Source organism: Kordia sp., from assembly GCF_022447245.1.
GTDB lineage: Bacteria > Bacteroidota > Bacteroidia > Flavobacteriales > Flavobacteriaceae > Kordia.
This window is the reverse complement of record NZ_JAKVBC010000016.1, coordinates 88,775-112,737: the sequence shown is the minus strand read 5'-3', so window position 1 is coordinate 112,737 and position 23,963 is coordinate 88,775. Positions and strand designations below refer to the sequence as shown.

The 23,963-nt window shown below is 33.5% G+C and carries 29 protein-coding genes and 1 tRNA gene; 14 read left to right on the top strand and 16 right to left on the bottom strand.

The genetic code is table 11. From position 1 onward, the window contains the following. Positions 1 to 72: 72 nt before the first annotated feature. From MK119_RS12755 to MK119_RS12740, 4 genes are all read right to left on the bottom strand, one after another. The gene (locus tag MK119_RS12755) at positions 73 to 204 is read right to left on the bottom strand and encodes a hypothetical protein (protein ID WP_290679361.1); all 132 of its coding nucleotides are present in this window, start codon (positions 202 to 204) and stop codon (positions 73 to 75) included. A gap of 33 nt (positions 205 to 237) precedes the next feature. Beyond that, positions 238 to 711 carry a DUF1905 domain-containing protein gene (locus MK119_RS12750; protein WP_290679358.1) on the bottom strand — a complete coding sequence of 158 codons (474 nt, stop codon included), beginning with the start codon at positions 709 to 711 and terminating at the stop codon, positions 238 to 240. A gap of 3 nt (positions 712 to 714) precedes the next feature. Beyond that, positions 715 to 1,638 (bottom strand): hypothetical protein, encoded by a 924-nt coding sequence (locus MK119_RS12745; RefSeq protein WP_290679355.1) that lies wholly within the window; start codon positions 1,636 to 1,638, stop codon positions 715 to 717. Between the two features lie 361 nt (positions 1,639 to 1,999). Further along, a tRNA-Pro gene (locus MK119_RS12740) sits at positions 2,000 to 2,074 on the bottom strand. A gap of 134 nt (positions 2,075 to 2,208) precedes the next feature. Between MK119_RS12740 and udk the strand changes: the two genes are divergently transcribed. The 5 genes from udk to scpA are packed head-to-tail and all read left to right on the top strand — an operon-like array spanning position 2,209 to position 7,281. Further along, on the top strand, positions 2,209 to 2,817 hold the full coding sequence (gene udk / locus MK119_RS12735) for a uridine kinase (RefSeq protein ID WP_290679352.1): 609 nt from the start codon (positions 2,209 to 2,211) through the stop codon (positions 2,815 to 2,817). Positions 2,818 to 2,865: 48 nt separating this feature from the next. After that, positions 2,866 to 3,174, top strand: a complete 309-nt coding sequence (locus tag MK119_RS12730) for a septum formation initiator family protein (protein ID WP_290679349.1) — start codon at positions 2,866 to 2,868, stop codon at positions 3,172 to 3,174. Then, on the top strand, positions 3,167 to 4,531 hold the full coding sequence (locus tag MK119_RS12725; RefSeq protein WP_290679346.1) for a methylmalonyl-CoA mutase subunit beta: 1,365 nt from the start codon (positions 3,167 to 3,169) through the stop codon (positions 4,529 to 4,531). Before MK119_RS12730 ends, MK119_RS12725 begins: the two co-directional genes overlap by 8 nt. Beyond that, on the top strand, positions 4,524 to 5,150 hold the full coding sequence (locus MK119_RS12720; RefSeq protein ID WP_290679343.1) for a hypothetical protein: 627 nt from the start codon (positions 4,524 to 4,526) through the stop codon (positions 5,148 to 5,150). The genes MK119_RS12725 and MK119_RS12720 overlap by 8 nt, the downstream gene beginning before the upstream one ends. A gap of 1 nt (position 5,151) precedes the next feature. After that, positions 5,152 to 7,281 carry a methylmalonyl-CoA mutase gene (gene scpA, locus MK119_RS12715; RefSeq protein WP_290679340.1) on the top strand — a complete coding sequence of 710 codons (2,130 nt, stop codon included), beginning with the start codon at positions 5,152 to 5,154 and terminating at the stop codon, positions 7,279 to 7,281. Positions 7,282 to 7,379: 98 nt separating this feature from the next. On the opposite strand, the gene MK119_RS12710 is transcribed toward scpA, so the two are convergent. Further along, the gene (locus MK119_RS12710) at positions 7,380 to 7,949 is read right to left on the bottom strand and encodes a hypothetical protein (protein WP_290679337.1); all 570 of its coding nucleotides are present in this window, start codon (positions 7,947 to 7,949) and stop codon (positions 7,380 to 7,382) included. Positions 7,950 to 8,429: 480 nt separating this feature from the next. On the opposite strand from MK119_RS12710, the gene MK119_RS12705 reads away from it, so the two are divergent. Continuing rightward, positions 8,430 to 8,933 carry a hypothetical protein gene (locus tag MK119_RS12705; protein WP_290679334.1) on the top strand — a complete coding sequence of 168 codons (504 nt, stop codon included), beginning with the start codon at positions 8,430 to 8,432 and terminating at the stop codon, positions 8,931 to 8,933. A 3-nt stretch (positions 8,934 to 8,936) separates the two neighbouring features. Further along, entirely contained in the window at positions 8,937 to 9,542 is a 606-nt protein-coding gene (locus MK119_RS12700) for a peroxidase-related enzyme (RefSeq protein ID WP_290679331.1), read from the top strand. Here the strand turns inward: MK119_RS12700 and MK119_RS12695 are convergent. Continuing rightward, positions 9,539 to 10,093 carry a 1-acyl-sn-glycerol-3-phosphate acyltransferase gene (locus MK119_RS12695; RefSeq protein WP_290679328.1) on the bottom strand — a complete coding sequence of 185 codons (555 nt, stop codon included), beginning with the start codon at positions 10,091 to 10,093 and terminating at the stop codon, positions 9,539 to 9,541. The two genes, MK119_RS12700 and MK119_RS12695, sit on opposite strands and share 4 nt — an antisense overlap. A gap of 203 nt (positions 10,094 to 10,296) precedes the next feature. On the opposite strand from MK119_RS12695, the gene MK119_RS12690 reads away from it, so the two are divergent. Together MK119_RS12690 and MK119_RS12685 are read left to right on the top strand one after the other, a co-directional pair. Next, entirely contained in the window at positions 10,297 to 11,493 is a 1,197-nt protein-coding gene (locus MK119_RS12690; protein WP_290679325.1) for a hypothetical protein, read from the top strand. Between the two features lie 69 nt (positions 11,494 to 11,562). Continuing rightward, entirely contained in the window at positions 11,563 to 11,871 is a 309-nt protein-coding gene (locus tag MK119_RS12685; protein WP_290679322.1) for a hypothetical protein, read from the top strand. A 177-nt stretch (positions 11,872 to 12,048) separates the two neighbouring features. Here the strand turns inward: MK119_RS12685 and MK119_RS12680 are convergent, their stop codons facing one another. From MK119_RS12680 to MK119_RS12650, 7 genes are all read right to left on the bottom strand, one after another. Beyond that, positions 12,049 to 13,131, bottom strand: coding sequence for an iron-containing alcohol dehydrogenase family protein (locus MK119_RS12680; RefSeq protein ID WP_290679319.1), 1,083 nt, complete (start codon positions 13,129 to 13,131; stop codon positions 12,049 to 12,051). 98 nt (positions 13,132 to 13,229) lie between these two features. Further along, on the bottom strand, positions 13,230 to 13,802 hold the full coding sequence (locus MK119_RS12675) for a CatA-like O-acetyltransferase (RefSeq protein WP_290679317.1): 573 nt from the start codon (positions 13,800 to 13,802) through the stop codon (positions 13,230 to 13,232). Next, on the bottom strand, positions 13,802 to 14,503 hold the full coding sequence (locus MK119_RS12670) for an HAD family hydrolase (RefSeq protein WP_290679315.1): 702 nt from the start codon (positions 14,501 to 14,503) through the stop codon (positions 13,802 to 13,804). The genes MK119_RS12675 and MK119_RS12670 overlap by 1 nt, the downstream gene beginning before the upstream one ends. Continuing rightward, positions 14,494 to 15,207 (bottom strand): 3-deoxy-manno-octulosonate cytidylyltransferase, encoded by a 714-nt coding sequence (kdsB, locus tag MK119_RS12665; RefSeq protein ID WP_290679312.1) that lies wholly within the window; start codon positions 15,205 to 15,207, stop codon positions 14,494 to 14,496. Before kdsB ends, MK119_RS12670 begins: the two co-directional genes overlap by 10 nt. 146 nt (positions 15,208 to 15,353) lie before the next feature. After that, positions 15,354 to 15,650, bottom strand: coding sequence for a hypothetical protein (locus tag MK119_RS12660; RefSeq protein ID WP_290679309.1), 297 nt, complete (start codon positions 15,648 to 15,650; stop codon positions 15,354 to 15,356). A gap of 68 nt (positions 15,651 to 15,718) precedes the next feature. Beyond that, positions 15,719 to 16,252 (bottom strand): hypothetical protein, encoded by a 534-nt coding sequence (locus tag MK119_RS12655; protein WP_290679306.1) that lies wholly within the window; start codon positions 16,250 to 16,252, stop codon positions 15,719 to 15,721. A 90-nt stretch (positions 16,253 to 16,342) separates the two neighbouring features. Beyond that, entirely contained in the window at positions 16,343 to 17,767 is a 1,425-nt protein-coding gene (locus tag MK119_RS12650; protein WP_290679303.1) for an ATP-dependent RecD-like DNA helicase, read from the bottom strand. A 190-nt stretch (positions 17,768 to 17,957) separates the two neighbouring features. Between MK119_RS12650 and MK119_RS12645 the strand changes: the two genes are divergently transcribed. From MK119_RS12645 to MK119_RS12635, 3 genes are read left to right on the top strand one after another with little or no spacing between them, the layout of a single operon-like run. After that, a complete protein-coding gene (locus MK119_RS12645; protein ID WP_290679300.1) occupies positions 17,958 to 18,821 on the top strand; it encodes a hypothetical protein in 864 nt (287 codons plus the stop codon). Further along, the gene (locus MK119_RS12640; protein ID WP_290679298.1) at positions 18,802 to 19,632 is read left to right on the top strand and encodes a DUF3822 family protein; all 831 of its coding nucleotides are present in this window, start codon (positions 18,802 to 18,804) and stop codon (positions 19,630 to 19,632) included. Before MK119_RS12645 ends, MK119_RS12640 begins: the two co-directional genes overlap by 20 nt. Further along, entirely contained in the window at positions 19,633 to 20,193 is a 561-nt protein-coding gene (locus tag MK119_RS12635; RefSeq protein WP_290679297.1) for an RsmD family RNA methyltransferase, read from the top strand. A 98-nt stretch (positions 20,194 to 20,291) separates the two neighbouring features. Here MK119_RS12635 and ribH read toward each other — a convergent pair whose 3' ends face one another. After that, a complete protein-coding gene (gene ribH / locus MK119_RS12630; protein WP_290679295.1) occupies positions 20,292 to 20,777 on the bottom strand; it encodes a 6,7-dimethyl-8-ribityllumazine synthase in 486 nt (161 codons plus the stop codon). A 2-nt stretch (positions 20,778 to 20,779) separates the two neighbouring features. Then, positions 20,780 to 21,601, bottom strand: a complete 822-nt coding sequence (locus MK119_RS12625; RefSeq protein WP_290679293.1) for a hypothetical protein — start codon at positions 21,599 to 21,601, stop codon at positions 20,780 to 20,782. 111 nt (positions 21,602 to 21,712) lie between these two features. On the opposite strand from MK119_RS12625, the gene MK119_RS12620 reads away from it, so the two are divergent. After that, positions 21,713 to 22,792, top strand: coding sequence for a DNA replication/repair protein RecF (locus MK119_RS12620; RefSeq protein WP_290679291.1), 1,080 nt, complete (start codon positions 21,713 to 21,715; stop codon positions 22,790 to 22,792). A 6-nt stretch (positions 22,793 to 22,798) separates the two neighbouring features. Next, positions 22,799 to 23,095 carry a DUF721 domain-containing protein gene (locus MK119_RS12615; RefSeq protein ID WP_290679288.1) on the top strand — a complete coding sequence of 99 codons (297 nt, stop codon included), beginning with the start codon at positions 22,799 to 22,801 and terminating at the stop codon, positions 23,093 to 23,095. Between the two features lie 419 nt (positions 23,096 to 23,514). Here MK119_RS12615 and MK119_RS12610 read toward each other — a convergent pair whose 3' ends face one another. Beyond that, entirely contained in the window at positions 23,515 to 23,934 is a 420-nt protein-coding gene (locus MK119_RS12610) for a nucleoside-diphosphate kinase (RefSeq protein ID WP_290679285.1), read from the bottom strand. Positions 23,935 to 23,963 lie beyond the last annotated feature (29 nt).

The following is a 23,963-nucleotide window of genomic DNA, read 5'->3' as shown; positions in this document are numbered from 1 at the left end:
CAAAGCATGCTTTGAAGATATTAAACTCTCCTATATTAATATCCTTTAACTAGTCCACTTTTATCTGAAAATTTACACTCCACGAGCTAGTAGTTCTTTTTTAGCTGTTTCTACTGCAATAGCTTGATAATTTAAAGCAATTGCTAAGATGTCGAACAATTCTTCATCAGTTAATTGTTGGTAACGTTTTGTAAATTCGGTCATATATGAATATGTGTGTTCATAATCGGTGTTTTGCTACCAGTTACTTCTCTTGGCACGTTGTTTTTCGTGTTCTGCTTGTAAAAATTTTAGAATAGTTTCTACTTGTTTATCTACATTTTTTATACGTAAAACACTAAAAATTAAAGTGCGTTTTCTTCCATCGGTGAGTTTATCAAAAATGGCTTGTCCATCTGGATCTTGTGCCAAAAACACTTCCAATACTTCTGGAATGTCAACACCAAGTGGATTGGGATCCACTTCTAGTTTGTATGAAATGTTTTCGCCTGCCTCTTTCCCAATTTGTTTAATATATCGTTTTGCAAGCATAATGTAAAAATCTCCATTTCCCAAATGATTCAAGCCACAGCGCAGTACTACATGATCATCAATCGTACAAATCAGCCTTGTAGCTCGTTTGTTTTCCCATTGATTAACAACAGCAGCAGCGACTTCCAAATGATAATAGCTTCCCCTTTTTTGTAAAGTTTGTGTGCCTTGGTATGTCATTGCCTACTTTTCTTTGCGATAAGTTAATGTACTTCCTCGATCTAAATAACTCAGTACCATACTTTCATCTGAATATTCCAACAATCCGTAAATCATATCTTCTCCAGTACCATTTTTCAGATTTAGATACTCTACTCCGTCTTTTTCAGTCAACGTATAATTAAAAATACTACTTGGACTAGTTTCTATTCCTTTGTAAAACATGATAAACTTTCCATCTTTAATTTCCACACCAGATTTTGAATCGTCTGTACTAATCCAACGCCCATTATTTAATCCAATTGCTTTCTTTGCTACTAAGTTTGAAGCTGTTTCACGTAGTATTTTTTCAAATTCATAAACTATATGTTGCTTAGATTTCCATTGATCCGTTACGTCTACATTTTGAGTATGAGACATATCTATTTCTCCTGACGACTTGACTGTTTTTTCTTTTTCCAACACTCTAATTAATTTTCCATCATGAATATAATAGCGCTTTTCTTTCTTAGTATATGGACCACGCATGGAAGCTTCACTAAATTTTTCTTCAAACACAAAAAACAGGTTGTTGTCCTTTAAATAAAAAGTATGTGATATGGAACCGTGTTCACCATAATTTCCATGTTTTACTTTTTGAGGTATTCCATTATCAAAATATGCTTCATTTCCAATAAAACCTCCTCCTACATCTTCATTTGACACCTTCTTATCTAGTGCAGAGAGCTGATTTTCAACAGCTGAAAAATTGGTCTTTATCATTTTGATTTTATCATCAAGAGATAGTGCTTTTTCGATTTTAGTACTTGCTTCCTTTTCTTTATTCAAAGAAGTATCAGTAGTTGTACTTGTCTTTTCAGAAGTAGTTGTATCTGCTTTCTTTTCTTTTTCTCCACAAGCAAAAAAAGTAGCAATCATAAAAGTATAGAGTAACAATCGTGAATTCATGCGTAGTTTTAGTTAGTTAGTTAGTGTTTTACACAAATATAACTGAAACTGTATATAATTACTAAAAGGGAACTTTGATACCATAATTTATGTGCAGAAGCGTTCCAAGCAGAAAATGTTTTGCCATCATGTAAATACTACTTTCTTGAATACGCGACAAATTAAGTGAAGTCGAAATGTTGAATGAGCTCTAATTTCGAAAAGTTAGGATTACTGAGTGATCCTGAGTAAGGGAATGTTGCAAATACTAAGTCTTGATTAGCTACCCTCATGAATCCTTTTTTTATGGAATATATTTTTTTGAGCGAGCTCACAACATATTCCATAAAAAAAGTCCTGCAAATGCAAGACTTTTTATTTGTCGGGGTGGCAGGATTCGAACCTGCGACCTCCGCGTCCCAAACGCGGCGCGATAACCGGGCTACGCTACACCCCGAATGTGTTATCTAAAATTGGATTGCAAATATAGGACTTTTATCGAAACAGAAAAGCAAAAACAATTTATTTTTTTAAAATAAATCTCATGGATAATTTACTTAATTTTGTCCCACAATAAAAAAAAGAACATTTATGCTCATCATCGGTATTGGCGGCGGAACAGGAAGTGGAAAAACCACAGTTGTAAATGAAATTATCAAACAACTTCCAGAAAATGAAGTTGGAATCATATCGCAAGATTCATATTATAATGATACTTCACATTTAAGCTACGAAGCGCGAACTAAAATTAACTTTGATCATCCACGATCTATTGATTTTGATTTAATTTGTGAACACTTAAATGTACTTAAGAAAGGAAGTCCAATTCACCAACCTGTATATTCGTTTGTAAAACACAATCGTACAGGAGATACTATACATACTTTACCTAGAAAAGTAATGATTGTAGAAGGTATTTTGATTCTAACAAATCCTGAGCTACGCGACATGTTTGATATTAAGATTTTCGTACATGCCGATTCTGACGAACGTTTAATCCGAAGAATAAAGCGTGATATTACACAACGTGGACGCGATATTGACGAAGTATTATCAAGGTATCAAACCACTTTGAAACCTATGCACGAGCAGTTTATTGAACCTACAAAAGAGTTTGCTGATATTATCATTCCGAATAATAGATACAACACAGTAGCTGTAGATATCGTTCGTACAATTATTAGTGAACGATTAGCCTAATATTTAGTACATTTACACACAGAAACTTAGAGTGCCGCGCATTTGAATATGAAATTAGAAAAGTTCAAAAATATATACATCATTATCTCAGCCATATTTATTGTATGGATGCTGTTTTTAGACGCAAACTCTTGGTTTTCAACACATAGAGAACTTAACAAACAAATTGAACTTTTAGAAGAACAGAAAGCAAACTTGCAACGCGCTATCAAAAAAGATCGAATTAGTATCAAGAATTTTTCAAATATGGAAGAACTTGAAAAATTCGCTCGCGAACGCTATTTCATGAAGAAAGAAAATGAAGAAATCTATATCATAGAATATGAAGATAGCCTAAAAACATCAACCAATGAGTAAATCATTATTTCACGAATTTGATGCTGTTTCGGCAGCACAATGGAAACAAAAAATACAAGTCGATTTAAAAGGTGCTGATTACAATGAAACCTTAGTTACAGCAACTCATGAAGGTATTGATATTACACCTTTTTACCACAGTGAAAACTTTGGAACTACACAAGCCATTCCTACGAAAACAACAGCATGGAAATTAGCGCAATATATCAAAGTCACAAATGCCAGCGAAGCAAATGCTACAATTAAAGACGTGTTGAAAAGAGGTGCAGAAAGTGTGGTGTTATCCATTTCGAATGAAAACATTGCTATCACGGAAACCTTAGCGGATATTGATGTGCAAACCATTCCTATTCATATAGAGATGGACTTTTTATCAGTTTCTTATTGTTCAGATATTCACGCTTTCGCGAAAGCTACTGCTGCAAGTATCACGATTGGAGTTGATTTGATTGGAAATTTAGCTTCCACAGGAAATTGGTTTGAGAATCTTACGAAAGACCATGAAGCCTTAGCACAAATTTTAAAGTTTGATAGTTTTAAAAGCGTGCTTACTGTGCGTTTGGATGTGTATCAAAATGCAGGTGCTACCATGGTACAACAATTGGCGTATGCCTTGGCACATGCGAATGAGTATTTGAATCACTACGGTGAAAATATTTCAAATACAATTACTTTTAAAGTCACTGTCGGCACACACTATTTCTTTGAAATTTCTAAATTGAGAGCCTTGCGCCAATTATGGAATGTTTTATCAAAAGAATACAATGTGCAAACTGCTTGTACAATTATTGCCTCACCTTCAACACGTAATAAAACGTTATATGAATATAATGTGAATATGTTACGAACAACGACCGAATGCATGAGTGCTGTGTTAGGTGGCGCTGATGTTGTGTACAATCTTCCGTATGATGCATTGTATCATCATGCTAATGAATTTGGCGATCGTATTTCAAGAAATCAACTGCGTATTTTAAAAGACGAAAGTTATTTTGATAAAACCGACAATCCAACAGAAGGTTCGTACTATATTGAAAGTATCACACAGCAATTAGCCGAAAAAGCATTGACACTTTTCAAAGATATTGAAGCTAATGGCGGATTTCTACATCAGCTAAAAGTAGGAACTATTCAACGCAAAATCAAAGAAAGTGCAGCAAAAGAACAAGCGCTATTTGATGTAGGAAAAGAAGTGTTGCTAGGAACCAATATATACCCAAATCCTGATGATCGTATGAAACACGATTTGGAAATTACTCCTTTTGCAAAAAAAGAAGCTAGAAAGGTATTATTAGAACCTATTATGGCAAAACGATTGGCTTCAAAACTAGAAAAAGAACGACTTGACAATGAATAGATCTATATACATACTCATCCTTAGTTTTTTCTTCATTCAATGTGGCGAGATTGATAAAGACAAAAAAATTCCATTTAATGACGTAGATGGGAAATACATACACATAGAAAGCGAAAACATCTACCTTTTTGTTCCTAAAAAAGTAAAATTATTTTCGCTAACTGAATACAAAGATTTTATCAATACCATTGAAGATGATAGAATAAAACAAATGGAACGCGCTCGCTACCTAAACATGAAATATGGCCCTGAAAAGTCGTATGTTATGAGAAGTGAAGATTTAAATATCGATGTTACTTTTTCGACAATTCCCTACATCAAAATTGATCAAACCATGTCGCAAGAAATATTGAGATTACTCAATCAACAACACAAAAGAATGGGAAGAGTGCTTGGTTTAGAAAGCTCATTTAGCAGAGCTGGAATCATCAAAAAAGGAAGAGACCGAATTTTTAGAGCCATCTTTTTGTACAAAGGAACCGATTTATTAACGGGTGAAGATGCACAAATTTACAGTTACTATTACGTAGCAAACCAAAAAGGAAAAACGTTTGTGTTAGGCTTCAATTCTAAAGATGCGTATGACTTTGATTCATACGTACAAAAAATCAGATTATAAAATGAGCAGAAAAAATCTTCAACATATTACACTTGACAACGTTACGAAAACGTTTGAAAAACCCAAAACTACTGCTTCATTTACAACAGCAGAAGATATTGAAGTAAAATCGTCGTACAGCAAAGAAGATCTTGACGATGTAACCCATCTAGATTTTGTAGCCGGGATTGCGCCAAACCTTCGCGGTCCATATTCTACCATGTATGTTCGTAGACCTTGGACTATTCGTCAATATGCTGGATTTTCTACAGCAGAAGAAAGTAATGCGTTTTACAGAAGAAACTTAGCAGCAGGACAAAAAGGATTGTCTGTAGCATTCGATTTAGCAACACATCGCGGATACGATAGTGATCATGAGCGCGTGGTTGGTGATGTTGGAAAAACAGGTGTTGCCATCGATTCTGTAGAAGATATGAAAATTCTTTTCGATCAGATTCCACTAGATAAAATGTCCGTTTCTATGACCATGAATGGTGCCGTTTTACCAATCATGGCGTTTTATATTGTTGCAGCAGAAGAACAAGGTGTAAATCCTGCGCAATTGGCTGGAACTATTCAAAATGACATTTTAAAAGAATTCATGGTGCGTAACACGTACATTTACCCACCTACACCATCGATGAAAATCATTTCTGATATTTTTGAATATACGTCTGCAAACATGCCGAAATTTAACAGTATCAGTATTTCTGGATATCACATGCAAGAAGCTGGAGCAACTTGCGATATTGAGCTAGCTTATACCTTAGCAGATGGTTTAGAGTATATTCGTAAAGGACTGGCTGCAGGAATGGACATTGACACTTTTGCTCCTCGCCTATCTTTTTTCTGGGCAATTGGAATGAATCATTTTATGGAAATTGCAAAGATGCGAGCGGCACGTATGTTATGGGCAAAATTGGTAAAACAATTCAATCCGAAGAATCCAAAATCATTATCCTTACGTACACATTGTCAAACTAGTGGATGGAGTCTTACAGAACAAGATCCGTTTAATAACGTGGCACGAACCTGTATTGAAGCGGCAGCTGCTGCATTTGGTGGTACACAAAGTTTGCATACTAATGCCTTGGATGAAGCCATTGCGTTGCCAACTGATTTTTCTGCACGAATAGCGCGTAACACACAAATATACTTGCAAGAAGAAACCAAAATCACCAAAACGGTTGATCCTTGGGCAGGAAGTTATTACGTGGAAAAATTGACACATGAAATTGCAAACAAAGCCATGCAATTGATTGAAGAAGTAGAAGAATTAGGTGGAATGACCAAAGCCATTGAAGCAGGAATTCCGAAAATGCGTATCGAAGAAGCTGCGGCGCGTAAACAAGCGCGTATTGATTCTGGACAAGATGTAATTGTTGGTGTAAATAAATATAGACTTAAAAAGGAAGATCCTTTACACATATTAGAAGTAGACAACCAAACGGTTCGTAATTCACAATTGGCTCGTTTGGACGAATTGAAGAAAAATAGAAATACTGCTGAAGTTACAGAAGCTTTACAAAAACTAACAGATGCAGCTAGTTCTGGCGAAGAAAATTTATTGGCTTTAGCAGTAGATGCAGCTCGTAAACGTGCAACTTTGGGAGAAATCTCAGATGCAATGGAAAGCGTTTTCGGCAGATACAAAGCACAAATTAAATCATTTTCAGGTGTGTATAGCAAAGAAATAAAAGACGATAGTTCGTTCCAAAAAGCAAAAGAAATGGCTGCCAAATTCGCAGAAATGGAAGGTCGCCAACCACGTATTATGATTGCTAAGATGGGACAAGATGGACATGACCGTGGCGCTAAAGTGGTTGCTACAGGTTATGCAGATGTTGGTTTTGATGTAGATATTGGACCATTGTTTCAAACACCTGCAGAAGCTGCTAAACAAGCCATGGAAAACGATGTCCACATTTTAGGAGTTTCTTCTTTAGCTGCTGGACATAAAACCTTAGTTCCGCAAGTAATTGCTGAATTAAAAAAATACGGTCGTGAAGATATTATGGTTATTGTTGGTGGAGTAATTCCACATCAAGATTATGAATTCTTATTTGAAGCTGGCGCTGTAGCTGTATTTGGTCCCGGAACAAAAATTAGTGACGCAGCAATCCGATTGTTAGAAATTTTAATTGACGAATAAATAATACACATAAAAAAGCAGAAAAATAAAATACAAATTCTATTCTTCTGCTTTATGATTTTATCTTTTCAAATTAGTTGATATAAAACGTTTATTTTTTAAAATACGTTAACTGCTACATCACTGTTGCTTATATCTGTTTTTGTACATTTCCCTCCATTATTACAAGGTGAGCAATATGGCAAGTCATGATTATCATGATCATATTTCACTGCACATCCTGTAGATTCATGTGCGCAATCAGAAGTTGTACATGTTATTCTCCTCGCCGCTACTAATACCGATGAAACTCCTGATGTAGCCAGTTTTGCTGGCGTCTTTACAGTGGTTACAAAAAATGATGTACTGTAAGTATCGCCTTGGAACAATAAATTATATCCATCATCAGAACTTACAACATACACACTTGTGTACGTTTCATTAACACCTCCATATTTTTTCATATTTGCACTTAAGGTTTTCAGTGCTTTCTTGGTATCAAATGTAATAACTGGCATACCATCTTTTATATATCCAATTTCTACCCAATCCGTTTCAATATGAGGCAATTTAGATTTTACTGTATTTTCGGCATCTGAATTTGAATCATCTTGGTCTGTTGCACAGCCAATTAATAAAAAAGAGAGCACAAGAGTGATCAGTGATAGATTTTTAATTACTTTTTTCATGGTTTTTTGGTTATTTCTGTTCTTTAGGTTGAACAAGGTTGGTACTCTACTCACTACGCAATTACTGAATATAATTAAAGCTCGGAATTGTTTTTAGTTTTACTTGGTGCTTGCTTTCATTTCCACCATTTTTCATAATTGTGAGGCGTCAACACACATTGAAAATGACATTTGCAATGGTTTAAAAGCAGTACAGGAAGAGAAATTATTATTTAAAATTCAATCAAATTTGGGGAACTAAAAATTTGATTACCATCAAATTACAAAAAACACACAAAAAATCAAATACTTACGTGAAAATTTCTTAAGAACACCTACAGTTAGGTAAACATAAAATGATCACATTGTTCAAACCAAATAACTTTAAAGTCTGTTAGATTAGTGTACACAAAATCTATCTTTTTCAATGCAAAACTCCTATTTATCTGTTTGTTTTTATACTTTCGTTCGACTGAATCTTATATCTTAAAACCGATCCTAATGAAAAAACTATTGTTGATTACTGTTTTTATATTAAGTTTCAGTGGACTTTCTGCCCAAAATATGAACAATTCAAAACTAGGAGAATTATTAACAAAGCATTCTGATACCACTCAAGGACAAGCTGAAAATTGGCGTTTTGCCATTAACGGTAAACTGTTTATTTGTTTGACAGACGAAAACAATAATCGAATGCGTATTATTTCTCCAATCACAGAGGTTGCAAATATTGATGAAACCATCTTGAAAAACTGCTTAACCGCAAACTTTCATACAGCTTTAGATGTAAAGTATGCCATTTCTGATGATATTCTTTGGTCAGTATTCATTCATCCGTTAAAAGAACTTTCGGAAGTACAAGTTATTGATGCTGTTTCGCAAGTATATAATCCCAATTATACGTTTGGAACTATTTATTCAAGTACCAACTTGTCATTTCCAGGTGCACTTGGACAGGAAAAAGAAAAGCCAAAAGAACAGAAACTTAAAAGACTTAAAATATAATTCATGAGCTGGATACACATTATTCCTTTTGATAAAGCTACTGGAAAACTCAAATCGATTTACAACAAAATAAAAGGTCCAAACAATCAAATTGATAATGTATTGGGCATTCACAGTTTGCGTCCGCATACATTGACTGGACATGTAAGTTTGTATAAAAACACTTTACATCACGCAAGTAATACATTCCCAAATTGGTTTCTAGAATTGCTAGGTACGTATACAAGTTTTATAAATAAATGTGATTATTGTTACGAACATCACTTTGCTGGCATGAAACGTTTTTTAAACGATGATGCTAAAGCAGATGCCATCAAACAACATATTGAAAACAATTCTTTAGCCAGTATACTATCGAAAAAAGAAATGGTTTTGGTTAATTATGCTCAAAAGTTGACCTTCACTGCGGCAGATTTAACTCGTGAAGACATTGATGAAATTCGCAGTTTCGATTATGACGATGGTGAAATCTTAGAAGTAAATCAAGTGGTTTCTTATTTCAATTATGCCAATCGTACCGTTTTAGGTTTAGGCGTTACTACAAGCGGAGAAGTTTTAGGATTGTCGCCAAGTAATAAAGACGACGAATCTTCTTGGGAACATCATTAGCCTTTGTAGCCAAAACTTTTTTCAGGAATTTTTCCAACAACACCTTCAAAGAATTTGTAGATATATGCAAAATCTGCTTTCATATCGTCTGTTGGATAAAAGAGTTTGTCAATCTTAACCTCTTTCTTTCCAAAATCAAAAGCTACCAAGGTAATGGGCACTTTGGCTTCTTTGGCGATATAATAAAAACCTGTACGAAGTTCAGTGACCAATTTACGTGTTCCTTCTGGTGCTAGTGTAAGTCTAAACTCTTCTTTTCCTTTAAACACCGATGCAATGGCTTGTACTTTGTTTTGCCCAGGCGTTCTATCAATTGGCGCGCCGCCTGTCCAACGGAAATACCATCCAAATGGAAAACGGAATAACTCTTTTTTACCAACATAATTAATCTTAGTTTTGGTAATACTACGAATCATGAGTCCAACGTAGAAATCGTGCCAACTTGTATGCGGAACAACCGCTATGATATACTTTTTTACATCTTTAGAAAATGAACCTCTGATCTTCCAACCCATGAGTTTGAAGTATATAAATTTATAGATTGCTCGCATAATATTTGGGGGAATTTAAAAAATTAATTAAGGCTTTTCAATTGGTTGTAAAGTTAGTGAAGTTTCAAGGATTGAACTACTTAATTAGCATTTAATCCAATTATTAAATAAAATACGAGTTTACTCACTCAAAAGGTATGTTTACATATTCTTTGTTCTCTATAATGTTTTTGTAAATTATTTTGGCCACAAATTAAAAACCAATGAATTACACAAAAGTTATTTTTCTCAAGGTGCTTTTTATTTTTCTATGTTGTTTTCACTGTAATGCACAACATAGCATACAATTACCTAATATTGATATAGTTGGCTTTGATGATGACGGAAGTTTTTATTTCTATCAACAAACTGGCACAGACAGTTATAAGTTTATAGAACTCTATTTTGAAGAGGATGATGAAGGTTTTTATCAAAAGGTTATTGACACTGAAGATGATGATTTGTATACATTACAAAACATCAAAGATGATCATTACGAAACCATATTTATAGATGAAATTCACCCAAGTACGTATGATATGTGGTTACAGTCTGATTGGTATTTATCCATGGAAGATTCGGAGGGAAATCAAGAAAACACATTACGCTTTAAAGAAAATGGAACTGTTACTTATGAAGAAATTGAATTTATTGATCAAATACACATGAGCATTCCTGACAAAAATGCTCCGGCTTCACAACTTACAGACGCTTATTTATTATACACTTTGATTATTGATTTCGGTAATGGCAAGCAAATGGTCGTACTTATTGATGATATTGATGCCATATTTGTAGCTATTCCTTTGTTTGATAGAGTGAAAATATTTTTTGAAGAAGCTTCAATTTTAGGTGTGCTTCCAACTCCAAAAAATACCACTCATACTGACTATCTTGACCTTTTTGAAGAACTTTCAGTAGATTTTATATACAAGATAAAGAAGGATTCTAGAGAGCAATACCATGTGTATGATTACTTTAAAAAGGACCTTTTACAAACAAGTTTTGATACCATTATACATAACGACTATTATATTGTTGGTAAAAAAGACGATGAATTTTCTATATACACAATTCTGTTGCAAAAAATAGAAATTCCAGACGTTAAAAAAGTATATCTAAATAATGAAGAGCTAGAAATACTTACCTCTCAAGGTCCTGCATATTACAATCACTTAGGAAAGATATCAGATTCAAAATTTATAAAAACAATTATCCCTAAAATTGATGTTTATAACTATGAAATAACTCACGATCTTAACCGCAGGTATCATCATGGCGTTTTTATTACTCATGAAGGTATGGCTTCAAAATCTACAGAAAGTAAAGAGTTTATTTTTTCAGATATTAAAAATAAGTATCAGCTAAGCTTTTTAAATAATGATACGACTTCCGATTATAACAAAAATGTAAGCAAATAAAGTACATATCCCAAATACTTAAAAATCAAAAATGGAGAAAAATACGGAATTCGTTCGTATACATATTCTATGGTAAACTCAACTTCTCAAGCACATACAGTATCAAATACTAAGACTTCACAAAAACAAATTGTTCACAGAGCATCAGAAACAATAAAAACCAAAGAAGAACTCCCTATAAAATTTGACGCTATTCATATTGACAACAATGGATTTATTCTTTTTTATAAAAATGATAAAGTTGGTATTTTTCCAAAACAGAAAAAACCACAGTATGAATTACTCGAAGCTAAAACAGGTAATTTTTATAAAATTATCAAAAATGGAAAAGCTGGTTGCTTAGACATTCAAACGATGGAAGAATACTTTTTTGAATAGCAATTTTTATTGAATCTTCTTTGTTTAATAGTACTTCTCGACACAACGAATCGGAGATTTGCCACTCGAAGTGAAGTATAGAAAACACTTAATTATGAATAAAAAAGCATTCTAACATCACACGCGAAGCGATCCAAAAGCGAAGCGATCAAAAAACCTAGCTGAACAAAGTCGAAACTACATTTTCTGATACATAGCTTTCAACTTTTCACGTGTAATGATTTCTTGCCAGTTTTTACCCAAAGCATTTTCCCAAAGAGGAACTAACATCAACGCAATATCGATCATTTTATCCAATTCTTTATCGCTTAAATCCTTACAAACGCCTTTTGGAATATCAATATCATGCTTTCGCACCATTTTTTTGAATTCTGAGACACCTTGTGGATAAAATTCTTCTAAGTGATTGAATACAATACAGTTCCCAATTCCGTGCTTGGTTCCTAATAAATAGGAAAGTCCGTAACTCATGGCATGCGCAACACCAACTTGCGAATAGGCAATGCTCATTCCACCATGCCAAGAAGCCATCATCAGTTTATCTTCTGAATCTTCATCGCGGACATTTTTCTCTAAAAATACATTACGACACAATTCCAATGCCTTTTCACCGTAACTTTGGCTAAATGCGTTCAAATAGGTTCCTGTAAGCGATTCTATACAGTGAATATAACAGTCCATTCCTGTATAAAACCACTGATTTTGCGGAACTCCACGTGTCAATTCAGGATCTAAAACTACTTGATCAAAAGGTGTAAAATCTGAGTTGATTCCCAATTTCTTTTCTGGACCTGTTAATACTGTTGTACGCGATACTTCGGCTCCAGTTCCTGAGATTGTTGGAATTCCTACATGATATACAGCTTCATTGCTCACCAAATCCCAACCTTGATAATCGGCTGCACTTCCTTCGTTAGTTAGCATAATTGCTACGGCTTTTGCCATATCTAGTAATGTTCCTCCTCCAATTCCGATAATTCCAGATGGATTTTCAGTAAAGCGTGACTTTAGTTCTGCCACCAACGCATCAACTTGTGAAGTCTTGGGTTCTTCTTCCGCAGAAACGAAGATAATTTGATCTAAAAAACGAAGTGGAATCCTGTCAATCAACCAAGGATTGTTTTCAAAAACATCATCTACCAAAAAGATAAACGGCGCTTTGGTATTCACTCGTTTTGGTGTTAAAATTTCCTGTATCTGGTTAAAACTTCCTCTTCCGAAGATTACCCTGGGAACCATTGGAAAGTTTTTATACTGCATAGTTAGTTATTTTAGATAGTGTAAACATAAATATTACGTTAGCTTATTTCGTGATTTAGTAAATATTCTTGAAAATTTTCGGTTAACTGTCCAACATGCTAGCCATCCATCAAAGCATGATTTACTGAAACTGAAACTGTCATTATTTTTTTATTATCCACAACTTCCATTTTACTGAAAGCAAATCTTGGAACAGATTCTTTTTTTCCATGAAATGGTTCCTTATGTCCTGTAAAATGTACCCAAGGCAATGCAGAAGCAAATACACAATCTTCTGTATTTTTGGGCGGAAACAAGTCATCAGTATTTAAAATACGTTCCTTTTCTTTGGCTATATTTTCTTTGAAAACTTCAAAATCTTCATCATAATCAATAAAAGAAAAACCAAAGGTATTATCTGGTCGAATAATCGTTGCTGAAGCGTGAATTTTATCATGAATTACTACTTCATTATCATTTTCAATACGATAGCGAAACGGTTCAACCGCATTGATTGCTTTCATACAATCGTGCAAATACACCGCAAAAAAACTATTTCCTGAAGCTTTTGCAAAATCGTGCGCTTTTGTTACGTCCATTGGCGCTGTAACCGCAAAAAACGGATCTTGAAACGTATTGAAAAACTCAAAGTGTTGTCTTCGATTCCAAGTTTCTATATTTAACTTCTCCATTACAAATAGTTTAACACTTCAGTAATGCTTTTTACGACATCATATTCGTCAGATTCTTCATTTGGAGAAACTTCTTCGTGCTGCCAAGTCGTATGAAATGGTACATGAATTGCCTTTCCTCCTATGTTGATAATTGGCAATACATCTGAACGTAACGAGTTTCCAATCATTAAAAATTCGTTCACATCAATTTCAAGATGTTCCAATAAATCACTGTAATTTTTTTCTTTTTTATCACTCATCACTTCTACATGATGAAAATATTTAGTCAAGCCAGATTTTTCAAGCTTGCGTTCTTGATCGAGTAAATCACCTTTGGTTAATACTAAAAGTCGGTACTTTTTGCTCAAGACTTCTAATACTTCTTCTATTCCATCTAACAATTCTACTGGCATGGAAATCATTTCTTTACCAATTTCAAGAATTTCTGAAAGTACTTTGTTGGAAATCTTTCCGTTTGACAACTCTATTGCACTTTCTACCATTGACAATACAAAACCTTTGATTCCGTATCCGTAAATAGAGAGATTTTTCATCTCCATTTTAAACAACTCCTGATCAATTTTGTTTTCAGTCTCGTATGCTGATAATAGTTTTGCAAATTTGTGTTCTGCTTCTCTAAAATACGTTTCGTTTACCCAAAGTGTATCATCTGCGTCAAACGCAATGACTTTTACATTGTCATACTTCATTACTTCCATATTTTTTTGGCACGTTCTAAATCTTCTGGCGTATCAATTTCTACACCTTCCACAGTTGTGGTGACCATTTTTATTTTTTTACCGAATTCTAAATAACGAATGCATTCTATTTTTTCGGTCGCTTCTAACATTTTCATGGGTAATTGCGTAAAATCAAGCAATGCTTGTTTACGGAAAGCATAAATTCCTTTGTGCTTGTAATATTTTGCTCCTGCATTTTTATCTCTAGGAAATGGAATGGGTGAACGCGAAAAATATAGTGCAAAATTGCGTTGATCTACAATCACTTTTACCGTGTTTGGATTGCTAATTTCATCCCAATCGGTAATTTCAACCATTAAAGATGCGAGATCAATTTCTTTTTCAGGATCCTCATAAAATACATTGATCACCTTTTCCAAGCTTGCTTTTTCGGTAAAAGGTTCATCGCCTTGCACGTTGATTACAATATCTGCTTCTACATCTTCCACAGCTTCAGCTATACGATCGCTTCCAGATTCATGCTGCTTTTTGCTCATGATCACGTTTCCACCGCTTTTACTAATTTCTTCCCGAATAACATCGCTATCTGTTACCACATAAACTTCTTCAAAAAGTCCTGTAGCAACTGTAGCTTCATACGTTCTGGTAATTACAGTTTTTCCGTGTAAATCTTGCATGAGCTTTCCCGGAAATCGAGAAGCTGCATATCGTGCGGGAATCATTGCGATTATTTTCAAAAGGAAGAAATTTTAAGATGTTAAACCCAAAATTATGTAATAGAAAACATCACATAATTTTGGTTAAAAATACAATTATTTTAAATGATCGTAAATTGAAGATACAGATTATTTTAAAAATACTTCAAATGTCATTGATTATCAATAATTGGCACTTGAATAGAAGTCTCAATTTTAGCAATAAGTTGTTGTCCTATTTCTTGTGGAATACGGATGAATTGAATTAATGATGTTTCGTCATACGTTACGTTTCCTTTTTTATCAATACGTTCTTTCATATTGATTACACTTAGATAAAACTCTTTTCCATGTGTCCTCTTTTTATTGTGATGTAAAGTCAAAATTCCATGAGAACTATCATTTTCATCACTAACAGGTTTCATTTCAAGTAATGATTGATAATTTTTAGTTTCTAGTTGTTTTTTCAATGTCTCTTTATCCTCAATAAATTCAAAAGGACCAATCTTGGTTGTATCTGCCCAAGCATTATCATCTTCTAAATACGGTTCACGAGCTTTTGAGTAGGCAAAAAATATCGGTGGTAAATCATCGCAGCGGCTTCTAAAATCCAAACAACAGTTAACATTGTACCGGAAATATTAGCGCTAGCGCTTCGTCCAATTGCCCAAGTTCCTACATTGTTGATTTGCCAAGTTACGTGCCACAATCCAAATGGGTCTTGCAATAGTTCTAAGTGAGATACATTATTAAAGGCAGAAGCATTTATATGATCATATATCCAAATCACCCAACTAAAGTACAAGCTAGCAATCCCGATAATTAATCCAAAAAGGAAAGCAATCATTGTGTTTCGCACTTTCCCCAATCCTATAACAAAACTTGCCACAAAGGCTAATCCAAAAGCAATTCCAACTACACAAAGAATATTTAAGTATATGATTGGAATGTATAAAATTGCATAGGTATATGCCAAAGCTAAAATTGGCACCGCAATACAAATTGCTAAAAGAAGGTATAAAAAACTAATTGAATTTGCCTTTCCTGAAGGTTTGTAGTATAAAGTATGCATAGGGTATGTGGTTTTGGTTGTTTGTTTTTAAAAGTAAGAAAATTTAGTTATTCCTATTTTCCTTTCCAAAACACAATTCACTGTTTTTCATCACGAAACAAAAAAGTCATCAGGAAAACCTATCAAATATAATTTCTCCTTGGCGCGTGTCATGGCAGTATATAGCCAACGCATGTATTCTTTTCCAACACCATTTGGTAAGTACGGTTGTTCTATAAAAACGGTTTTCCATTGTCCTCCTTGTGATTTGTGACACGTAATGGCATAACTGAATTTTACCTGCAGCGCATTGAAATATTTATTGCCTTTTACTTTTAAGAATTTCTTGTACTTGGATGTTTCATCGGCATAATCGTTCATGACTTCTTGATACAAACGATTTCCATCTTCGTAGGATAGCGCTGGAGTTTCTGCATGAATCGTATCTAATAACAAAACAGTTTCCAAAGGTTTCATGTTTGGATAATCGACCATTCTAATTTTCACTTCTGCAAAACGGAAACCATACAATTCTTTGATAGCAAAAATTTCTAGTACTTCTATGATGTCTCCATTAGCGATGAATCCTGCTTCAGAAGTTGCGGGTAACCAGAAGTAATTGTTTTTCACAACCATTAAGTAATCGCCAGAAGCCAATTCGTGTTCATTAAACAAGATGCGACTGCGTATTTGTTGATTGTAAATATTCGCTCTTTTGTTGGAGCGTACTATGATAGCCATTTCTTCTTTCCCACTATCGGAATAAGATTCGCTTATGGCTTCTTGAATTTCATATCCGTCAATCAAACGTACTATATCTGGAAAGCTATCTAGTTGAAATTTGTATTCTGCATAAAATTCGTCGTGTAATTGTTCGCGCAAATTAGTCGCATTGACTAAAATTCCTGAGTCTGCATCTTGTCGTACTACCTCGTCAAGTTCAATGAGTGTTACATTTTTATCATAATTCAATTCCAACGTACGTTCATCAAGTGCTGGACTAATGTCTAGTTTTACCGGTGGTAACTGTGCTGTATCTCCAATTAAAATTAGTTTACAATTATGGCCAGCATACACATACATCATCAAATCATCCAGTAATGAGCCATTTTCAAAGAGTTTAGAATCACTCGGAGCATCTGGAATCATAGAGGCTTCATCCACAATAAAAATAGTATCGCGATGCTTATTTGGCTGCAAAATAAAGCTTACGCCACCGCCTTTGTCTTTTTTTGGAAAATATATTTTTCGGTGAATTGTATGTGCTTCTCGTTTGGAATAATTACTAATCACTTTCGCGGCACGTCCTGTAGGCGCTAATAAAACGGATTTCTTTTTGGTATGCCACAAATGGGTAACTAAGGTTCCTATTGTGGTTGTTTTTCCAGTTCCTGCATATCCTTTTAACAAGAATAATGCATCCTTATCATTTCCAAAAATAAACTCGCAAAGTTTGTGTAAAACTACATCTTGTTTAAAAGTAACTTCGTGCGGAAATTTGCTTTTCAATAATTTATAAAATGTAGTTGCATCCATAAGCATAGCTATTATCGTCTTTTAGCAGAAGATTGAAAGCGAAAATAGAAAAGTAAATCGAATGATTTAGCATCATTTAATTTTTTATAAATATAACATGCTTTTTTTGGACAAATACTTTTACCATTAAAAAAAAATTGTAGATTTGCGTATATTGATGTTCTTTAAAACAAAACTATCCTTAATAGAGATGAAACACATAAAACAAAAATTCAATTTAGTCTTATCATTCGTAATCGCTTTCTTACTGGTTCCAACATTGGCTGTTGCTCAGGATAATGAAGTGGTAGAACCAGGTTCATTTGAAACATGGAAAACACCATTAATATTAGTTATTGCTCTTATTGTAGCTATTGGACTTTTATTTTTAATTGAGAAACTGATTCCTAGAAAGTTAAGATCTATTTTCTCTATTGTATTTTTGGCAGCCTCTGTATTTTTTGGATACCAAATTTACGCTTCAATTATGGCTCCTGTAAAGTTTAAGAAAGAAAAAATTAAGCGTTATTCAGCTGTTATTGATAACTTAAAAGATATTAGAGATGCACAATCGGCTCATAAAACAATTACTGGAAAGTATGCCAATACTTTTGCTGATTTAGAGAGTTTTGTAGATAATGCAGAATTTGCAATTGTTGAGAAAAGAGACTCAAGCTACGTATATTTCGACAAAACATACAAAATTGACAAGCAAAGAGATACTGTTATTGTAGACACATTAGGATTCAGACCTGTTAGAGATTCACTTTTCAAGGATAACCGCCACAAGAAAATGAAGTTTGTTCCCTATGCTTCAAATGATAAAGAAACATTTGTAATGAAAGTTGATTCTGTTGAAATCAATAACTATATCGCACCTGTTTTTAAAGTTTCTGTTGCGAAAGACATCGTATTACACGATTTAGACAAAGACTTACTAAAACAAGAAAAGAGAGTTGTTTCTGTTGACGAGATTGATGGATCTGAAATTTCTGTTGGATCATTAGACAAAGTAAGTGATAGCGGTAACTGGCCAACTAGCTATGAAATTGCAGATGACAAAAAGAAAAAATAATATTGATCAAACAAAATTTAAAAAGTTGTCCATTCAGATTTCACTGAATGGACTTTCTTTTTGTATACTACATACCGTTGATAATGAAATCATTGCGTTGCATCATTTTCCTTTTGAAGATGTAACCAATCCACTACAGTTAGAAAAAGAAATCATCTGCATTTTTGAACAAGAAGCTACCCTACTTGATCAATCTTTTGAAGCGGTTACTGTTAGTCATATAAATATACTTTCGACCTTTGTTCCCAAACCTTTATTTTCAGATAAAAATCTAGCAGATTACCTAAAATATAACAATAAAATTTTACCAAACGATTACATGACCTTTGATGTTATTACAAATAATGACATGGTCAATGTATATATTCCGTATGTAAATATTAATAACTTGTTTTTTGAGAAATATGGCGCGTTTCATTACAAACATTTTGCTACTATTTTGTTAGAAAATATTTTTCAAATAGCAAATTCTAGTGAAGAAGCAACTGTATATGTTCATGTACAAAAAGAACATTTTGAAATTATAGTTATTCAACAAAAGAAACTATTATTTTATAATTCTTTTGAATACACTTCTTCCGTAGATTTTATTTATTACCTGTTATTTACGATTGAGCAATTACAATTAAACACCAACACATTGAAATTATACTTTTTAGGAGCTATTGAAAAGAGCGATGTGTTATATACCGTTACTTATACATACGTACGTCATGTTGAGTTTTTAGACAAACAATACACATTTAGCTTTCACGAAAGTGTTTCAACACCAAAAACTCATCAAGACTTCACCTTATTAACCAATTTTTAGATGCGAATTATTTCAGGAAAACACAAAGGAAGACGTTTGCAAGCACCTAAAAAACTGCCTGTTCGTCCTACTACTGACTTAGCAAAAGAATCTCTTTTTAATATTCTAAACAATCATTATTATTTCCATGAAATTAGCGTATTGGACTTGTTTGCTGGCACTGGAAATATTAGTTATGAATTTGCTTCTCGTGGCACTGAACGTATTACTGCTGTGGATGGCAACTATAGTTGCGTTAGCTTTATTAAAAAAACAGCAGCACAATTAGATATAGACATTACTGCGATTAAAAGCGACGTATATAAGTTTCTAGACAAAGCACATCTAAAATCTGATATTGTCTTTGCAGATCCTCCGTACGCCTTTACAACGGAACAATTTGAAAAAATTGCAACAACGGTTTTCGAAAGAGATTTACTTTTGGAAGATGGTTTTTTAATTATTGAACACGCAAAAGAAACCAAACTGGAACATGTAGCTAACTTTAGCTTTTCAAAAAGCTATGGCGGTTCTGTATTTAGTTTCTTTGAGCTCCCTGAAACTTCTAATGAAGAAGAATAGTTTTAATTAAATTTAAAAACATAAAAAACCGTTTAGATTTTTTTTCTAAACGGTTTCTATATTTTGATTCAGAACTATTCTGAATGTTTAACTCCTAATTAAAACGTACGCAACTCAGCCATTTTAATCGCTGCTATCGCTGCTTCTACACCTTTATTACCGTGTTTTCCTCCAGAACGATCAATCGCTTGCTGCAATGTATTATCTGACAATACACAAAAGATCACTGGAATATCAGATTGTACGTTTAAATCCTTAATTCCTTGCGCAGTTGCACTACATACAAAATCGAAATGTTTCGTTTCTCCTTGTATAACACTTCCTATAGCAATAATTGCATCCACATTTAGCGTCTTTTGCATATGCTTAGCTCCAAACACCAATTCATAACTTCCAGGCACATTCCAACGGATGATATTTTTTTCCGTAACGCCGTTTTCTTTCAATGCAGAAATAGCACCTTCACACAATCCTTCTGTGATGTTCTCATTCCATTCAGAAACAACAATCCCAAATCGAAAATCTTTCACATTTGGGATTGTAGCTTTATCGTATGTTGATAAATTTTTATTTACTGTAGCCATAATTAGTTATTCAAGGCTTCTGCTTTTCCAATATAAACATCTAACAATTTTCCATCAGCAGTAGTTTTGAAAGAAGCATATTCATCTTCAATTCTATTAAAGTACTCTAATGCTTTTGTTGGATTTGGTGTTTCTAAACTTAACGCTGCAATTCCTGCTTTCAATAAATATTTAGGAGTTGTTGCATCGTTTGCACTATGCTTAAATGCTTTCTCATAATATTCTAAAGCCTCATTCATTTGATCTAGTTGAACAAAAGCGTCTCCAATAGCTCCTTTTGCATCTGCTCCAATGATAACATCGTCAGAAGAAAACTCTTGTAAATGCGCTATCGCTTTATCATATTGCTTTAACTCCAAATATGCAATTCCTGCACTGTAGTTTGCTAAATTAGCAGCATTTGTTCCTCCATACTCAGAGATAATTTTCAAGTATCCATACTTTCCTTCTCCTCCGTTTAATGCTAAATTATATAGAGAATCTCTGGTAGCTATACCATTTATCATATTGTCAGTCAAGTTAATATTTACAGCTTGATTGAAGTATGAATTTGCTTGGAATACTTCGTTTGCAGCTTCTGTTTCTTTCGGAGCAGCAAACAACTTAGCGTACATTAAATACCCTAAAAGTACTACAGCAATTGCACCAATACCCATAAAGATAAACTTCTGATTTCCAGCTACCCATTCTTCAGTTTTGGATGCAGTTTCATCTAAAGTATTAAAAACTTCTGCTGTTGTACTTTCAATTTCTTCAGCAGGAACTTCTTTTTCTTTCTCTACTTTGGTCTTTACTTTGTATCCTCTTTTCTTGTAAGTTGCCATAAATTGTATATTAATGTGCGCAAAAATAAAATTTTTAAGTAGAATTAAAAGCTTATTTATTTGATATTTTTCAATAATTTGCATTTTTATTGTAATGATGCTTCTATTTTCATGTTTCTAAAGAAATTATCACTGATCAATTACAAGAATTTTGAAACGAATTCTTTTGATTTTAACCAAAAAATAAACTGTCTTGTCGGGAATAATGGTGTTGGTAAAACCAATGTCCTTGATGCCATTTATCATTTATCTTTTGGAAAAAGTTATTTTAATCCTGTTGCTAGTCAAAATATAAGGCATGGAGAAGATTTTTTTGTGATTGATGGTTTGTATGAAAAAGTTGATAGAGATGAAAATATTATTTGTTCGCTAAAAAAAGGACAAAAAAAGATGGTAAAGCGAAATGGGAAACCGTATGACAAACTCTCAGAACATATAGGCTTTTTACCATTAGTTATTATCTCTCCTGCAGATCGCGATTTAATTATTGAAGGAAGTGATACACGACGAAAGTTTATGGATAGTGTAATTTCACAATCCAATAAGCAATATTTACAAAACCTCATCAATTATAATAAAGTACTTTCGCAACGAAATTCACTTTTAAAGTATTTTGCCCTTAACAGCACGTTTGACGGTGACACACTGAGTATTTACAATGATCAAATGCACAATCTTGGTTCTCAGATATACGCAGAACGCAGAAAGTTTTTAGAAGCATTTTTACCAATTTTCATGACACGCTACAATGCAATTTCTAGCGAAAAAGAAATTGTTAATATCAGTTACAAAAGTCAATTACATGAAAAAGATTTTCGATCTTTGCTGGACGAAAGTTTAGCGAAAGACAGAATTTTACAATATACAAGTGTCGGCATTCATAAAGATGATTTGTTGTTTACTATTGAAACCTATCCAATCAAAAAATTTGGAAGTCAAGGACAACAAAAATCATTTTTAATTGCGCTTAAATTATCACAATTCGATTTTATTAAAAATCTAGCCAATGTTACACCTATTCTATTGTTAGATGATATCTTTGATAAGTTAGATGAGCAACGTGTAGCTCAAATTATTTCTTTGGTAAATCATGATGACTTTGGACAAATTTTTATCAGTGATACACATGTAGAACGTACCGAAAGCATCGTAAAAGAAATTCATCAATCATACGAGATTTTTAAATTATAATTCATTTTGAAAAAAAGACACACCGAACATAGAGCTATTAGCGAAGTATTAAAAGATTTTGTTTCCGAACATCGATTAGAAGATGGCTTGGACAAAATTGATGCACGTGATGCTTGGCTAAAATTGATGGGAAATGGTGTGAACAACTATACTACTAACGTCATTTTAAAGAATGACACCTTATATGTTTCTTTATCTTCAGCAGTCTTGCGAGAGGAACTGAGTTATGGAAAAGAAAAAATCATCCGAATGCTCAATGAAAGCTTAGGTAAAGAATTGATTAAGACACTTATTTTACGATAGTTTTTTAGACTTACTAATGTTCTTAGATCGCGATAGTTGACTAATTTTCAATTAATTCAGCTAATATGTATTAAACACAAATCCTAATAGATTCATCACAAACTTTATTGGTACCTAGCGCTATAGTAGTATCTCCTTCTGGTTGCTCTAGGCATATCATATAAGGTATAAAAACTATAGGTACTAAAGTTTCAGCTCCAGTTGCAGTTCCTCCGTTAACTTCTTTAGACTGTAAGTTAGATATTCACTTTTTATTAAGATTTAAAGATTTTAACTTTCTTTTCTTAATGATAATAGCTTTTAAATTGATACAGAAAACACAATGCTTAAAAAGAAGAAAAATTACAAAAAATGGATTTGTAAATAAAAAGCTCCAATCATATGATTGAAGCTTCTCGTTATAATATTGTGTGTTTTCCTTAGAAAATCTCTCTTCCTGCAAAGTGGAAAGCACCTTCAATAGCTGCATTCTCATCACTGTCAGAACCGTGAACTGCATTTTCTCCGATAGAAGTTGCATATAAATTTCTGATAGTTCCTTCTGCTGCTTCTGCAGGATTTGTAGCTCCGATTAAAGTTCTAAAATCGCTTACTGCATTTTCTTTTTCTAAAATTGCAGCAACAATTGGTCCTCTAGTCATGAATTCTACTAATTCTCCAAAGAAAGGTCTCTCTTTGTGAATTGCATAAAATTCTTCAGCGTCACGCTTGCTTAACTGTGTTAACTTCATTGCAACGATGCTAAAACCTGAAGCAGTAATTTTTTCTAAAATAGCTCCGATGTGTCCATTTTCTACAGCATCAGGCTTAATCATGGTAAAAGTTCTTTTTCCAGCCATTATAGTATGTATAAGTGTTATAAATTCTT

Bases quoted from the DNA above. Each gene is read 5' to 3' on its own strand.
- MK119_RS12710 (WP_290679337.1), bottom strand. From the start codon at position 7,949: ATGAAAAAAGTAATTAAAAATCTATCACTGATCACTCTTGTGCTCTCT.
- MK119_RS12685 (WP_290679322.1), top strand. From the start codon at position 11,563: ATGGTAAACTCAACTTCTCAAGCACATACAGTATCAAATACTAAGACT.
- MK119_RS12720 (WP_290679343.1), top strand. From the start codon at position 4,524: ATGAATAGATCTATATACATACTCATCCTTAGTTTTTTCTTCATTCAA.
- MK119_RS12610 (WP_290679285.1), bottom strand. From the start codon at position 23,934: ATGGCTGGAAAAAGAACTTTTACCATGATTAAGCCTGATGCTGTAGAA.
- MK119_RS12675 (WP_290679317.1), bottom strand. From the start codon at position 13,802: ATGGAGAAGTTAAATATAGAAACTTGGAATCGAAGACAACACTTTGAG.
- MK119_RS12640 (WP_290679298.1), top strand. From the start codon at position 18,802: ATGACAAAAAGAAAAAATAATATTGATCAAACAAAATTTAAAAAGTTG.
- MK119_RS12620 (WP_290679291.1), top strand. From the start codon at position 21,713: ATGTTTCTAAAGAAATTATCACTGATCAATTACAAGAATTTTGAAACG.
- MK119_RS12690 (WP_290679325.1), top strand. From the start codon at position 10,297: ATGAATTACACAAAAGTTATTTTTCTCAAGGTGCTTTTTATTTTTCTA.
- kdsB (WP_290679312.1), bottom strand. From the start codon at position 15,207: ATGATTCCCGCACGATATGCAGCTTCTCGATTTCCGGGAAAGCTCATG.
- MK119_RS12750 (WP_290679358.1), bottom strand. From the start codon at position 711: ATGACATACCAAGGCACACAAACTTTACAAAAAAGGGGAAGCTATTAT.
- MK119_RS12745 (WP_290679355.1), bottom strand. From the start codon at position 1,638: ATGAATTCACGATTGTTACTCTATACTTTTATGATTGCTACTTTTTTT.
- MK119_RS12695 (WP_290679328.1), bottom strand. From the start codon at position 10,093: ATGCGAGCAATCTATAAATTTATATACTTCAAACTCATGGGTTGGAAG.
- MK119_RS12650 (WP_290679303.1), bottom strand. From the start codon at position 17,767: ATGGATGCAACTACATTTTATAAATTATTGAAAAGCAAATTTCCGCAC.
- MK119_RS12725 (WP_290679346.1), top strand. From the start codon at position 3,167: ATGAGTAAATCATTATTTCACGAATTTGATGCTGTTTCGGCAGCACAA.
- MK119_RS12645 (WP_290679300.1), top strand. From the start codon at position 17,958: ATGAAACACATAAAACAAAAATTCAATTTAGTCTTATCATTCGTAATC.
- scpA (WP_290679340.1), top strand. From the start codon at position 5,152: ATGAGCAGAAAAAATCTTCAACATATTACACTTGACAACGTTACGAAA.
- MK119_RS12680 (WP_290679319.1), bottom strand. From the start codon at position 13,131: ATGCAGTATAAAAACTTTCCAATGGTTCCCAGGGTAATCTTCGGAAGA.
- MK119_RS12655 (WP_290679306.1), bottom strand. From the start codon at position 16,252: ATGCATACTTTATACTACAAACCTTCAGGAAAGGCAAATTCAATTAGT.
- MK119_RS12705 (WP_290679334.1), top strand. From the start codon at position 8,430: ATGAAAAAACTATTGTTGATTACTGTTTTTATATTAAGTTTCAGTGGA.
- MK119_RS12670 (WP_290679315.1), bottom strand. From the start codon at position 14,503: ATGGAAGTAATGAAGTATGACAATGTAAAAGTCATTGCGTTTGACGCA.
- MK119_RS12635 (WP_290679297.1), top strand. From the start codon at position 19,633: ATGCGAATTATTTCAGGAAAACACAAAGGAAGACGTTTGCAAGCACCT.
- ribH (WP_290679295.1), bottom strand. From the start codon at position 20,777: ATGGCTACAGTAAATAAAAATTTATCAACATACGATAAAGCTACAATC.
- udk (WP_290679352.1), top strand. From the start codon at position 2,209: ATGCTCATCATCGGTATTGGCGGCGGAACAGGAAGTGGAAAAACCACA.
- MK119_RS12755 (WP_290679361.1), bottom strand. From the start codon at position 204: ATGACCGAATTTACAAAACGTTACCAACAATTAACTGATGAAGAATTG.
- MK119_RS12700 (WP_290679331.1), top strand. From the start codon at position 8,937: ATGAGCTGGATACACATTATTCCTTTTGATAAAGCTACTGGAAAACTC.
- MK119_RS12730 (WP_290679349.1), top strand. From the start codon at position 2,866: ATGAAATTAGAAAAGTTCAAAAATATATACATCATTATCTCAGCCATA.
- MK119_RS12625 (WP_290679293.1), bottom strand. From the start codon at position 21,601: ATGGCAACTTACAAGAAAAGAGGATACAAAGTAAAGACCAAAGTAGAG.